This is a genomic window from Arthrobacter sp. ISL-72, assembly GCF_018613755.1.
Taxonomy (GTDB): domain Bacteria; phylum Actinomycetota; class Actinomycetes; order Actinomycetales; family Micrococcaceae; genus Arthrobacter.
The window spans coordinates 1-12,938 of record NZ_JAGGPP010000001.1 but is presented as its reverse complement, the minus strand read 5'-3'; the positions used below and the strand labels follow the sequence as shown (position 1 = coordinate 12,938).

General features: G+C 66.1%; 13 protein-coding genes and 1 pseudogene. 9 read left to right on the top strand and 5 right to left on the bottom strand.

The genetic code is table 11. From position 1 onward, the window contains the following. Nucleotides 1-438: a rhodanese-like domain-containing protein gene (locus J7I92_RS00070; RefSeq protein WP_214835646.1), complete on the top strand. Its 438-nt coding sequence runs from the start codon at nt 1-3 to the stop codon at nt 436-438. A gap of 133 nt (nt 439-571) precedes the next feature. Here J7I92_RS00070 and J7I92_RS00065 read toward each other — a convergent pair whose 3' ends face one another. From J7I92_RS00065 to J7I92_RS00055, 3 genes are read right to left on the bottom strand one after another with little or no spacing between them, the layout of a single operon-like run. After that, on the bottom strand, nt 572-976 hold the full coding sequence (locus J7I92_RS00065) for a RidA family protein (RefSeq protein WP_214835644.1): 405 nt from the start codon (nt 974-976) through the stop codon (nt 572-574). Beyond that, on the bottom strand, nt 973-1,734 hold the full coding sequence (locus J7I92_RS00060; protein ID WP_214835642.1) for an IclR family transcriptional regulator: 762 nt from the start codon (nt 1,732-1,734) through the stop codon (nt 973-975). The genes J7I92_RS00065 and J7I92_RS00060 overlap by 4 nt, the downstream gene beginning before the upstream one ends. 4 nt (nt 1,735-1,738) lie before the next feature. Next, the gene (locus J7I92_RS00055) at nt 1,739-2,746 is read right to left on the bottom strand and encodes a sugar kinase (RefSeq protein WP_214835640.1); all 1,008 of its coding nucleotides are present in this window, start codon (nt 2,744-2,746) and stop codon (nt 1,739-1,741) included. Between the two features lie 248 nt (nt 2,747-2,994). Here J7I92_RS00055 and J7I92_RS00050 point away from each other — a divergent pair, with 248 nt between their 5' ends. From J7I92_RS00050 to J7I92_RS00035, 4 genes are read left to right on the top strand one after another with little or no spacing between them, the layout of a single operon-like run. Continuing rightward, complete coding sequence (locus J7I92_RS00050; protein WP_214835638.1) at nt 2,995-4,311, top strand: alanine racemase; 1,317 nt, start codon at nt 2,995-2,997, stop codon at nt 4,309-4,311. A 9-nt stretch (nt 4,312-4,320) separates the two neighbouring features. Continuing rightward, complete coding sequence (locus tag J7I92_RS00045; RefSeq protein ID WP_214835635.1) at nt 4,321-5,982, top strand: amidohydrolase family protein; 1,662 nt, start codon at nt 4,321-4,323, stop codon at nt 5,980-5,982. After that, complete coding sequence (locus J7I92_RS00040) at nt 5,972-6,607, top strand: bifunctional 4-hydroxy-2-oxoglutarate aldolase/2-dehydro-3-deoxy-phosphogluconate aldolase (protein WP_214835632.1); 636 nt, start codon at nt 5,972-5,974, stop codon at nt 6,605-6,607. Before J7I92_RS00045 ends, J7I92_RS00040 begins: the two co-directional genes overlap by 11 nt. Before the next feature lie 21 nt (nt 6,608-6,628). Beyond that, complete coding sequence (locus J7I92_RS00035; protein WP_214835629.1) at nt 6,629-8,017, top strand: GntP family permease; 1,389 nt, start codon at nt 6,629-6,631, stop codon at nt 8,015-8,017. Nucleotides 8,018-8,105: 88 nt separating this feature from the next. Here J7I92_RS00035 and J7I92_RS00030 read toward each other — a convergent pair. After that, nucleotides 8,106-9,981, bottom strand: a pseudogene (locus J7I92_RS00030) (Na+/H+ antiporter). Nucleotides 9,982-10,258: 277 nt separating this feature from the next. On the opposite strand from J7I92_RS00030, the gene J7I92_RS00025 reads away from it, so the two are divergent. The 3 genes from J7I92_RS00025 to J7I92_RS00015 all read left to right on the top strand — a co-directional run bounded on the left by J7I92_RS00025 (nt 10,259) and on the right by J7I92_RS00015 (nt 11,545). Further along, complete coding sequence (locus J7I92_RS00025; protein WP_214835626.1) at nt 10,259-10,522, top strand: GlsB/YeaQ/YmgE family stress response membrane protein; 264 nt, start codon at nt 10,259-10,261, stop codon at nt 10,520-10,522. A 175-nt stretch (nt 10,523-10,697) separates the two neighbouring features. Beyond that, nucleotides 10,698-11,030 (top strand): metalloregulator ArsR/SmtB family transcription factor, encoded by a 333-nt coding sequence (locus J7I92_RS00020; RefSeq protein WP_214835623.1) that lies wholly within the window; start codon nt 10,698-10,700, stop codon nt 11,028-11,030. Nucleotides 11,031-11,044: 14 nt separating this feature from the next. After that, nucleotides 11,045-11,545 carry an SRPBCC domain-containing protein gene (locus tag J7I92_RS00015; protein ID WP_214835620.1) on the top strand — a complete coding sequence of 167 codons (501 nt, stop codon included), beginning with the start codon at nt 11,045-11,047 and terminating at the stop codon, nt 11,543-11,545. Between the two features lie 67 nt (nt 11,546-11,612). Here J7I92_RS00015 and J7I92_RS00010 read toward each other — a convergent pair whose 3' ends face one another. After that, on the bottom strand, nt 11,613-11,810 hold the full coding sequence (locus J7I92_RS00010) for a hypothetical protein (protein WP_214835617.1): 198 nt from the start codon (nt 11,808-11,810) through the stop codon (nt 11,613-11,615). 399 nt (nt 11,811-12,209) lie between these two features. On the opposite strand from J7I92_RS00010, the gene J7I92_RS00005 reads away from it, so the two are divergent. Next, nucleotides 12,210-12,878: a DUF2306 domain-containing protein gene (locus J7I92_RS00005; RefSeq protein WP_214835613.1), complete on the top strand. Its 669-nt coding sequence runs from the start codon at nt 12,210-12,212 to the stop codon at nt 12,876-12,878. The last annotated feature ends 60 nt before the right edge of the window (nt 12,879-12,938 follow it).

Below are 12,938 nucleotides of genomic sequence, written 5' to 3'. Positions count from 1 at the left end.
ATGACTACTGAAGGCACTGCCGGCGCGGCCGGAGATAAAGACGCGGCGGCATACTTCCGCGCCAAGCTGAGGTTCGAGATCGACGTTATGGACGTCGCAGAGAATCTACCGGCCGGAGGATTCGTGCTCGTTGACACCCGGAGGCGCGCGTCCTGGGAGCACGGGCATATTCCTGGTGCCGTGCATATGCCGACGGCGGATATCCCGTCCCGCGCGCCGGCGCTCATCCCGGCCGGCACTGACGTGGTGGTCTACTCCTGGGGTCCGGGCTGCAACGGCAGCACGTTCGCGGCCCTCGCATTCGCCGAGCTGGGATATCCAGTGAAGGAGATGATCGGCGGCATCGAGTACTGGACCCGGAACGGGCTGCCGGTGGAAAAGGCCGACGGTGTGAGCGCCGGGGAACCCGACAGGCTGGGGACGGCGGCACACGGGTGAGTGCCGCCGTCGGGCGTTACCCTGTGGAAATCGGGGGTTCGACGCGCAAATTCCTCGGGGACGCAGAAACGGGGTGACGACGCGTGAATCCACGTGTCGTCACCCCGTTTGTGTGTCCTGGGGGCGAAGAGCCTTACGCCGTGACCGCCAGTGCGTCGATCTCAACCAGCATCACTTCGTGCGGCAGGTCAACGAACACCGTGGTGCGGCTGGGCAGCTGGCCGCTGGGGACGTTCTCGCGGATGAATTCGCCGTAGACCTCGTTCATGGCGGCGAAGTCGTCGCGCGTGGTGAGGTACACGCGGAACATCAGCACATCTTCCACGGATGAACCGCCGGCTTCGAGGATGGCCTTGACGTTTTCCAGGGTGCGGCGCGTCTGGACGCGGACGTCGCCTTCGCCAATGTACTGGTTGGTGGTCGGATCCATGGGGCCCTGGCCGGAGACCTGGAAGAAGCCGCCTTTCTGGATGCCCTGGGAGAAGACGTGGGCCGGGGCAGGGGCGTTTTCGGTCAGTACTACGGTCTTTTCACTCATGCTGAGTTCCTTTCGTGGCTGATCCAGCCGAGGTCCCTCGAGATGGCCTCGGTGCTGGCTTTGAGGTCGGGCAGCAGCTCCAGCAATCCTTCATAGCTGAGCATCACCACCGGTACCGAACAAGAGGCTGCGGCAACAACGGCGCCGCTGGCATCGCGGATGGGGGCCGCGATGCAGTGCACGAAGGCTTCGTGCTCGGCGTTGTCGTGGGCCCAGCCCTGGATCCTGACCTGCTCCAATTCGGCCAGCAGGGCCTCCGGCGAGGTCAGGGTGTTGTCGGTAACTTTTACATAGTCCAGCCCCGCCGCGATCTTTTCCTGCCGGCTGCGCGGCATGTCGGCGAGGAGGACTTTCGACACGGCGGCCGAGTGCAGCGATGCGGTAAGGCCGATGCGCGAATACATGCGGACAGGGTGGTGGGACTCGAACTTGTCGATGTACACCACTTCATTGCCTTCGAAGACCGCGAGGTGCACGGTATGCCCGGTGCGGCCATTCAGTTCGGCCAGGTGCGGGTGGGCCACCTTGCGGATATCCCGCTGCTCCAGGGCGAGGGAGGACAGTTCGAATAGCTTTGAGCCAAGCATGAACCGCTGTTCGTCGTCCCGGACCACGAACCGCTTCTCCTCCAGGGCGTGCAGCAGGCGCATCACAGTGGTCTTGTGCACGGACGCCTTGGAGGAGAGTTCGTCCAACGTTGCGGGTTTGGCAGCGAGTTCTGCGAGCAGGTCGATGGCCCGGATCAGGCTCTGGCTCACGGTGTCACGCTCCTGTTCTGGTGTTGAAGTGTCCGTCAGAAACGTGGATGGCAGCCCAGCCGGCGTCGGTGGAATCGAGGATCGCGCCCAGCTGTGCGGCTTCCGGGAGGGGGCCGCGGTCTCCGTGGACGGTGAGCGTGCAGGCTGCGGCCACGTGGCCCCTGCGGAGGCTTGCCTTCTGGTCCAGCCCGAAAAGCACGCCGCTGAGGTAGCCTGCCGCAAAGGAATCCCCGGCGCCCACTGGCTCAACGACGTCGACAGACAGCGCTGGCACGTCTTCACGGCTGCCGTCGTGGTTCAGTGCGATCGCGCTGATGGCCTCGTTCTTGATGACCAGCACGCCGGGGTCCGGGAGCAGCCGGCGGAGTTCGGCCTCGTCCGTGGTGCCGAAAGCATGCTCGGCCTCGTCCCTCCCGACGAGCACGACGTCGGCCAGATTGGCCAGGCGCCTGAGCACCGAACTGTCCTGCCCGGCCCACAGCGCTGCCCGCCAGTTGATGTCGAAGCTGATGGTCCGGCCGTTCCGCGGGGCGCTTAGGAGTGTCTCCATCAGTTCCAGGCATTCAGCGGACAGGGCCGCGGTGATGCCGCTCAGGTGAATGAGTGAAGCGTCTTCCAGCAGGCCGGCGACGATGGGATTGGCCAATGTGCTGCGTCCCATGGCCGAGGCCGCGCTTCCTTGCCGGTAGTACAGCACCGAGCTGCTCCCGTCGTGGTCAGACTCCAGGGCCGGAACCTTCACGTAGAGGCCGGTGGGCAGCGCAGGATCAACCTCGACGCCGGTCACCCCCACGCCGTGCTCACTGAGTTCGTTGAGGATCCGCGTGCCGAAGCCGTCCCGGCCGACCCGGCCCACCCAGTGCGAGTCAACGCCCATGGCCGCGAGCCCCATGGCCACGTTCGACTCGGCACCACCGATCCCGCAGTGGAGCTCCGTGGCCTGGTGCAGCGGCACGGCTTGTACCGGGGTGAGCATGGCCATCGTCTCGCCAACACATACAGCTGAAAGCATCTAACTCCCGCACTCCTTCTAGCGCTTTTCAGCGGCACTCGAACACCGCGGCCTGAGGGGTTTCCGCGGTGGATCATTCGGCCCTGCGGGCATGCCGCGGCCTTGACTCACAATCCTGCACCATGTTAGACATATCACCAGCAGGTTTGCAACCCGCGTTGCAAAATACGCAACGCGAGCGAAGATCTCCATAAAGACAACCCCACTACGCAGCTTCAAGAACGCAGCACCGCGAAGGGAATGAACCCGTGAACACCTCCGAAGCGATATCGGCAAGTGCCGTCGCCGCCCTGGCAGACAGCCGGCTCGACTGGCGGCACAAGGCTGTGCCGGCCACCGCCACCGGCACCACCCATGCCGAGTTCGTCGCAGCCGGGCACTCACTGGCGGATCTCCAGACCCCGCTGCTCACCCTCGACGCAGGTGCGCTACAGGGCAACGCGGACCGGCTAGCGACCTGGTGCAAGGACCACGGCGTCCTGCTGGCTCCGCATGGCAAGACCACCATGGCGCCGCAGCTGTGGAGCGAACAGCTCAGCCGCGGCGCCTGGGGTATCACGCTGGCCAACTTCGCGCAGCTTCGCGTCGCCCGTGAGTTTGGCGTCCGGCGCCTGCAGCTCGCCAACAGCCTCACCGATCCGCACGCCATTGAGTGGGTGGCCGCCAACACCACGGCCGGGGCACCCATCCTGTCCTGGGTGGATTCCCCTGGCACTGTCGAGGTCATCAACAGCACCCTGGCTGACGGCGACTCAGTCCTCGATGTCCTCGTCGAGCTTGGCGCCAAAGGTGGCCGCACCGGCGCCCGAAGTGTGGACGCAGCGGTGGAGGTGGCCCGCGCAGTTGCCGCCTCACCACACCTGCGGCTGGTGGGCGTCAGTGGTTACGAGGGGTCGCTGGCCCATACCTCGGACGACGCCGGCCTGGCCGCCGTCCGTGGCTACCTCGCGCAGATGCGGCTGCTTCACGAGGAACTGCTCGCCAGCGGTCTCTACGGCGCCGATTCGGTCATCCTGACCGCCGGCGGCAGTGCCTACTTCGATGAAGTCGTCTCCGTACTTTCGCCGTGCATCAGCAGCGGTTCCGAAGGCGCCTCACAGGACGTCCCCCGCGTGGAACTGATGATCCGCAGCGGCGCGTACATCATCCACGACGACGGTTTCTACCGCGGGATTTCGCCGTTTTCCCGCGACGGCGGTGACCCCTTCAAAGCCGGAATGCACGGCTGGGCGCGCGTGGTGTCCCAGCCCGAGCCGGGCCTTGCCATCCTCGACGCGGGCAAACGCGACCTTCCCGTCGACGAAGGACTGCCGCGGCCGCAGCTCATCGGACCCGCCCTCGGCGGCCCCATGGAACCGCTCGCCGGTGCCACCATCACCGCCGTCAACGACCAGCACTGCTACCTGAAATTCGACGCCGGCACCACCACCGTGCGGCCCGGCGACGTGATCCGGCTGGGCCTGTCCCACCCCTGCACCGCCTTCGACAAATGGACCATCGTCCCGGTGCTGGCGGACACAGACGGCGACCAGACGGTCGTCGACCTCATCCACACCTTCTTCTAGGACACACGCATGAAAACCCTCATCAGCAACGCCGTCCTCATGGACGGAACCGGCACGGACCGCCGCCCTGCGGACGTCCTGCTGGACGGCCCGGTGATTGCCGCCGTCGCCGACGCCGGAACCCTCACCGCGGCGGAAACGGGCGCCGATCGTGCCATCGACGCCACGGGCCTGGTCCTGAGCCCCGGCTTCATCGACATGCACGCCCATTCGGACCTTCAGCTGTTGGTCAACAAGGACCACTACGCCAAGCTCAGCCAGGGCGTCACCACCGAACTGCTGGGTCAGGACGGACTGTCCTATGCGCCGGTGGATGACGCCACGCTGGCGGGGGTGCGGGAGAAGATCGCCGGCTGGAACGACAACCCCCCGGACTTCGACTGGGCCTGGCGTTCGGTGGGCGAATACCTTGACCGGCTGGACCGGCAGGACAGCGACGGCGGCCGGATTGCCACCAACGCCGCCTACCTGGTGCCGCAGGGAACGGTCCGCGCCATGGTGATGGGCTTTGCCGAAGGGGATCCCACACCCGAGCAGCAGCGGCGGATGCAGGATGCGGTCCGCACCGCCATGGAGGATGGCGCCGTAGGCATGTCGTCGGGGCTGACCTACACACCTGGAATGTACGCGCGCACCGAGGAACTGGCCGGACTCTGCCGGACAGTGGGGGAGCTGGGCGGTTTCTACGCTCCGCACCACCGCTCCTACGGCAAGGGCGCGCTGGGCGCCTACGCCGAGATGATCGGACTGAGCCGGGACACCGGCTGCGCCCTCCACCTGTCCCATGCCACCATGAATTTCGCGGAGAACAAGGGCCGCGCCGGCGAACTGCTCGAGCTGATCGATTCAGCCCTCGACGACGGGGTGGACATCACCCTGGACACCTACCCCTACCTGCCCGGAGCAACCACGCTCTCGGCCATCCTCCCCAGCTGGGCATCGTCCGGCGGCACCGAGGCCACGCTGAGGCGCCTGTCGGATCCCGGATGGCTGGCAAAGATCCGCGAAAGCGTGGAGGTCTATGGCTCGGACGGCTGCCACGGAGTAGTCGCCGAATGGGACACCCTGGAGATCAGCGGCGTCCAGAACCCGGCGCTGGACGGTCACGTGGGGAAGACGATCGCGGAAATCGCCGCGGAAACGGGTGCCGAGCCGTTCGAGGTCTTTGCGCAGATCCTCCGAGATGACCGCCTCGGCACCGGCATCCTGCAGCACGTTGGGCATGAGGAAAACGTCCAGGCCATCATGAAGCACCGCACCCACACCGGCGGCAGCGACGGACTGCTGGTGGGAGCAAAGCCGCATCCCCGTGCCTGGGGCACGTTCCCCCGCTATCTCGGCCACTATTCCCGCGACCTTGGGCTGCTGACGCTCGAGGAAACCGTCCATCACCTCACCGGACGACCCGCCGCCAGGCTCAAGCTCCACCGAAGAGGACTGGTCCGCGAAGGCTACGCGGCCGACGTCGTCCTCTTCGATCCGGAAACCGTCCGGGACGAAGCCACCTTTGAGCACCCGCGCCGGGCAGCCACCGGCATCCATTACGTCTTCGTCAACGGCACGGCAGCCATCGACGGCGGCCAGCCCACCGGCGCCCGCGCCGGCCGCGCACTGCGCCGCAGCAGCGACGGACTCACCCGAGAAGGAAGCAGCACCACCCATGACTCCTGAAGAATTCGTCCGGCAGCTTGAAGCTGACCGCGCGCTCGCGGTTGTCCGCGCCCCGTCCATAACCGACGCTGCTGATCTTTGCCGGGCTCTGTCCGACGGCGGGATCCGCAGCGTCGAGCTGACATACACAACGCCGGATGTGCTCAGGCACGTCCGGCGCGCAGCGGACACGGCCGCGGACCACGGTGCCGCCGTGGGGATCGGCACGGTGATGACCGCAGACCAGGCCCGGGCAGCCATCGACGCCGGCGCGCAGTTCCTGGTGACGCCCGGACTCCGGCCCGAGGTGGCCAAGGTTGCCGCCGACGCGGGCATCCCGTTCAGCCTGGGCGCCATGACCCCCACGGAGGTGGCGCAGGCACTCGATTTGGGTTCCGCCGCCGTCAAGATTTTCCCGGCCCGGCAGCTCGGCCCGGCATACCTGAAGGATCTGCAGGGCCCTTACCCGGGAATCCGGTTGCTTCCCTCCGGCGGCATCGATGCCTCCAACGCCAAGAGCTACCTCGACGCCGGTGCTGCCGCAGTCTGCTGCGGCACCAGTGTGGTCCCGCCCGCAGCAGTCGCTGCAGGCAACTGGGCAGACATCGCGGCACGCGCCGCAGCCTTCACCAGCACCCTCAAGTAGGACAACCGAGAAAGAAACCCCATGAACGAATTCCTTAACTGGCTGCGGCACGACACCGCCGGCCTGCTCGTCCTGGCGGGCAGCGGTATCGCGCTCCTGCTGTTCTTGATCATCAAGGTCAAACTCGAACCGTTCATCGCCCTGGTGGCAACCGGTGTGCTGGTGGCCCTGGTGGGCGGGATCTCGGTGGAGGCGTTGGTCGGCTCGGCCACCAAGAGCAGCGACGCCCTCATTGAAAAAGGCTTCGCCGGCATCCTCGGCCACATCACGGTGATCATCGGCCTCGGCACGGTGCTGGGCGCCATCCTCGAACGGTCTGGCGGCGCCGAAGTGCTGCTGGGCCGGCTCGTGAAGGTCTTCGGCGAGAAGGGCACCCCGCTCGCCATGGGCATCACCGGCTTCGTGCTGGGCATCCCGGTCTTCTTCGACATCGGCATCTTCGTCCTGGCGCCGCTGGTTTACGTGGCGGCCATCCGCGGCGGCAAATCCCTTGCCCTGTACGCCCTGCCGCTGCTGGCGGGCCTCTCCGTGACCCACGCCTTCCTGCCGCCGCACCCCGGACCCGTCGCCGCGGCCGGCCTGTTCCACGTGGACCTCGGCTGGATTATCCTCATGGGCCTGGTCTGCGGTATCCCGGCTTGGTTCGCCTCCGGTATCTTGTGGGGCACTTGGATTGGCAAGCGCGTCATGGTCACCGTTCCCGAGGACCGGATCGTCCCCGAGGCCGAGGAAGCCAAGGGCCACGAACCATCCATCGGCCTGGTGCTGCTGGCCATCGGCCTTCCGATGCTCCTCATCCTGGGCGGTACCTTTGGCAATATCTTTGCTCCCGCAGGTCCGCTGCGTGACGTACTGACGTTCTTCGGCAACCCGGCGATCGCACTGACCGTGGCCGTGCTGCTGGCCATGTGGCTCCTGGGCATCCGCCGCGGCATGAGCTCCGCCGAGCTCAGTGAAATCACCGGTTCCTCGCTGCGCCCGGTGGGCATGATCCTGCTGGTGGTCGGCGCGGGCGCCTTCTTCGGTGCGGTCCTGTCCGCCACCGGAGTTGGCAAGGCCGTTGCGGATTCGCTGGCCCAGGCCGGTCTGCCGATCATCCTTTCGGCCTTCGTGATCAGCGCCGGCATGCGCATCGCCCAAGGTTCCGCAACCGTGGCGATCGTGACCACCGGAGGCATCCTGGCGCCCAGCCTGGCCTCCGGCTTCTCGCAGCCTCAGCTTGCCCTGATCGTGGTGGCCATTTCGTCCGGTTCCATCATTGCCAGCCACGTCAACGACGGCGGCTTCTGGATCATCTCCAAGTACTTCAACATGTCCGTCAAGGACACCCTGAAGACCTGGACCGTGCTCGAAACCGTGCTCTCCATCGTGGGCTTTGCGATGGCGGCGTTGCTCTACCAGTTCGTCTAGACCCCTACCCGCCTGCTGGCGCAAGCGGACGACGGCGGAAACTTCCCGCCGTCGTCCGTGCGATGCAGGGTGCTATGTGCCTCGCTGTTCAACCCAGCAGGTCGTCCTCGTAGCACCATCGCCAGTATTCGCCGGGTTCGATGCTCCGCATCACCGGGTGGTCCGTCGCCGCGAAGTGCTTGGAGGCGTGGTTTCCCGGGGAGGAATCGCAGCAGCCGACGTTTCCGCAGGCCAGGCACATCCTGAGGTGTACCGGCGTCGTGCCTTCCTGCGCACAGCCCGCGCAGTAGGGGTCCCGCGGGACGTCTACGTCTGCCGCCGACTCCAGATGGCCGCATACTCCGCCCGGCCTCGCGATGCCTTCCCCGCCGCCCCCGCCGGAAGCGTCCAGCTCATCCAGCGCGACGTCGAGCATCGATTCTTCGACGTACAGCCGGTCCAGGACTTCGCTGAGGACCTCGTGGGCGTACTCGCCGCCGGGCCGCAGTTCCAGCACTTTGGCCCGCTCCGCTTCCAGCATGGCGAGCCGCAGCTGGGCGTAGCGCTGGCTGGGCGTCGCCGTTTCCGACGTCGGCCGGCCGAGCCGTTCCCACGCCGCCAAGCCGCGCTCCTGGGTGCGCCGCTTCAGCATGGCCATGACCTCCGGCGGATCTGTGTCGGTGCGCAGTTCCTGCAGCCGCTCCACCCCGGCAGCGGTGGCCAGCTGCATAAGCGAGGCCTGGTTCAGCGCGTCCTCGCGGGGGTCCGGGCCCTGGACCCGTAGGAGCCGGACCAGTGCCGGAAGCGTGAATCCCTGCAGCGTCAGGGTCCCGCCGACCACCACCATGGCAGCCAGGATCAGCACGGAACGGTGTTCAAGATCCGCAGGCAGCACCAGCACCGCGGCCAGGGTGACCACCCCGCGCATGCCCGCCCAGGATACTATCGCCGGGAACTGCCACGGCGGCGCGGGGTCATTCCGCTGCACGGAAAGGATCAGCCTGGGAAGGTAGGTCGCGGGGAACACCCAGACCGGCCGGAGCAGCAGCACTGCCAGCAGGATGCCCGCGCAGCCCGCCCAGATGCGTGCTGCACCCAATGAGTCATCCTGGACGCCGTCAATGATTGTCCGGACCTGTAGCCCGATCAGCAGGAAGACGGAATTCTCCAGCAGGAACTGCACGGTGTTCCAGTTGCTGCGCTGGCTTAGCCGTGCTGCGCCGTTGGGCATGGAGGGCGCCTTGGTCCCCATCACCAAGCCCGGTGACGACGACCGCGAGGACGCCGGAGGCGTGCATCGCCTCCGCCGGCAGGTAGGCGACAAACGGCGCCATCAGCGACGTCGAGGTGTTGATGGCGACGTTCCGGATCCGTTTGCGGAGCTGGGTCAGCACGTAGGCCGCGGCCAGACCGACCAACAAACCGCCCCCGGCCGCCAGTAGGAATCCGCCGGCGATCCCCGCTGCGGACACAGACCCGGCAATGGCAGCGATGGCGGCGCGGAGGCAGACCAGCGCGGTGGCGTCGTTGACCAGGGATTCGCCTTCGAGGATCGTGACAATTCGCCGCGGCATCCCCACCTTCCGTGCAATGGCGGTCGCGGCCACTGCATCCGGTGGCGCCACAACGGCGCCGAGGGCGATGGCGGCGGCCAGCGGGATCTCCGGGAAAAGCCACCAGACCACCAGGCCCACTGTGACGGTGCCGAAGATGACGTAGCCAACCGAGAGCAGCCCGATGGCGCGGCGGTTGGAGCCGATGTCGAACAGCGAGGTCCGCAGCGCGGCGGCATAAAGCAGTGGCGGCAACAGGCCCACGAGGACCAGTTCCGGGTTCAGCTCAATGTGCGGTACGAACGGGAGGAACGAACCGGCGACGCCGGCCAGCACCAGCAGCAGCGGAACCGAAACGTTGAGCTTCCGGCCCGCTGCACTGCCGGCGCAGACCACCGCCACGAGAACAAGCAGTCCCAGGGCGACTTCCATTCAGCCATTCTTTCAGCCTTGAGGAACGATCCACCCGATGGCGTACAACGAATCCGGGATTCAGCGAACAGTCGCCGCGCGAAAAGCATAGGGCGGTCGGGCCGGCCTCGCCAAAACGCGGGGTAACACTGCAGCCTGCACTGCCCACGTAGTCCGGGCCGGCCACGCAGGCGTAGGGCGGGCATATTCGGGTGGCAGCCACTCGTGACCGGACCTGACCGACTCCCTAGACTCCACTCACCGGCAGGTGCCGGCATACATCGGAAGGAAGCTCGTCATGGGATTTCTCGGTTTTCTCCTGCTCGGCCTAATCGCCGGGGCTATCGCAAAGGCGATACTGCCCGGAAGGCAAGGCGGCGGCTGGCTAGTCACCCTGCTTCTGGGTGTGGTCGGCGCCATCCTTGGCGGATGGATCGGTTCGCTGATCTTCGGCGGAGGCCTGGGGGACTTCTTCGACCTCAGGACCTGGCTACTGTCCATTCTGGGTGCCGTGATTGTCCTGGCCATCTTCGGCGCCGTTACGCGTCGGAGCCGGGTCTGACCCCGCACTCCCGCGGACTGCTCAAACCCAAATACCGGAGCGGACGACGACGCAACCTCCCGCCGCCGTCCGCTCCCGGCTGCGGTGACTGATCCCGCCGTCGGGCTTTGGGCCGTTTCCCGCTGCGCCCTGAATCCATTGACACCCCTTCCGCGCGCGCGTATCGTACAACCAAATGGTTGTAGATCAGCTCACCGAAGCAGAACTTGACCGCCTGTTCCAGGCGCTCGCCGATGCCACCCGCCGCGACATTGTTCGCCGGGTGACAGTCGGGGAGTATTCGGTATCCGGCCTGGCCGCCCTCTACGCCATGAGTTTCGCCGCCGTCCAGAAGCATGTGGCGGTTTTGGAGCGCGTTTCCCTGGTTGCAAAGGAGAAGCGTGGAAGGGAGCAGATCGTGCGGGGCAATCATGAAGGACTGCAGAAGGCCCGGCGGCTGCTCGATGAGTACGAGGCGATCTGGCGGCAGCGTGCCGAACGGATCGCGGACATTCTCGCTGAAGGATAGGAAAGGGTTCCGCAATGACCGTTATCAGTTCCACCAAGAATCTCGAAGCCCTGAGCTTCACCCTTGTCGCCGAGTTCGATGCGGATGTGCAGCGCGTCTGGCAGATCTGGGAGGATCCGCGGCAGCTTGAGCGCTGGTGGGGTCCGCCAACCTGGCCGGCCACGTTCGAGCAGCTCGAGTTCCAGCCCGGCGGAAAGGCCGCCTATTACATGACCGGCCCGGACGGGACGAAGGCCCGCGGCTGGTGGCGCATCACCTCCGTCCAGGCCCCGAACCAGCTGGAGTTCGATGACGGTTTCGCCGATGACAACGGCGCGCCGGTGGACGCCATGGGCACCACGCACGCGATCGTCACGCTCGAGGACATCGGCAGCCGCACGCGGATGACGGTGCTGTCCACGTTTGAGTCCGAAGAGCAGATGAACAAGATGGTTGAAATGGGCATGGAAGAGGGCATGAAGGAGGCAGCGGGTCAGATCGACGCGCTCCTTGGCGAGCACTCCCGGGCTGTTTAGGGCGAAAACGCAAGAGGACGACGGCGGGAGGTCCCGGCGTCGTCCTCTGACGTTTGCTGGCAGCTGCCTAAACGGTGACGCTCTCGGCAGCCTTCCGGTTCAGGCTCACGGTGAAGGTGTTCGGCCCGCTGAGGGTGACGGCGACGTCATTCCGGTGGGCGTTTGCCTTGGTGGAAATGTCGTGCACCAGGGCGTCCAGCGTGTGGTCGATTGCCGAGCGGTCCCAGATTTTAAGCGTTACTGAGTGATTGGTTTCGAACGTCATTATTCGGTGCCTCATTCATTAATTCGGTCATGGCTTCGCATCGGCGCGGAGCCCGGAAACGGTTCGGTCCATGAACGCTTGGAGGCCTTGCGCAGCTCGGCGAGCCACTGGTTTGGCCTCGTTGCGTCCACCAGGTTGGGTCAAGCTAAGCCGCTGGGTTCTCTGCGCCGGGGCGCGAAAATCAGGGCTATCGGGGCTGGGAAATCGCATTCTCAGCCGTCCTTCCATGATGCACAGAGCGGCACCGGCGGCTCAAGCCAGGCCCGCGTGAGACTCATCACAGCCCTCCGCCAGGTACGTATTTCCGGGGCACCTCTTGACAGGTGTACTACGTATACCTAACCTCAAACCCAAGAGGTGTACGCCGTACACCCAAATTTCAGCAGCAGAGGACCCGCCATGACAACGCACACCATCAGCCAGGCAGCGAAACCCGTCCGGCGGTCCCGGCGGCAGTGGCCTGTGCCCGCCGGGCTGATTTTGCTGAGCCTTATTCCGGTGGTTTTCGGGGCCCTGCGCCTGACTGAACTGGCCTCCGGTGCCGCGGTGACGCCGCAGAACGCACGGTTCTTCGCATCACCGGTCCCGGTGGTGACGCACATTGTCAGCGTCACCGTCTACTCCCTGCTCGGGGCGTTCCAGTTCATTCCTTCGCTTCGGGGCAGGCGTGCCTGGCACCGCATCGCCGGACGCATCCTGATCCCCGCCGGCCTGCTCACCGCCCTCTCCGGGCTGTGGATGTCCGTCTTTTACCCGCTCCCCGACGGCTATACCGACGTGCCGCTCCGCCTGTTCTTCGGCACGGCGATGCTGGTGAGCATCGTTCTGGGCCTCGCAGCGATCAGGCAGCGGAACTTCGTCCGGCACGGCGAATGGATGACGCGCGCCTATGCGATTGCCATGGGCGCGGGGACCCAGGCCCTGGTGGGCATTCCGTGGCTGCTGCTCGTGGGCCCCACCGACGTGCCAACCCGGGCAGTGCTCCTGGGGGCGGGGTGGGTGATCAACGTGGCGGTGGCCGAGTACGTCATCCGCGGCCGCGCCCGGAAGATACGCCGCCCGCGCTAGCCCCTTGGAGTTTTTGTCCAGATGACGGGACTTCGGAGGCGGCAAAGTCATACGGTGGGA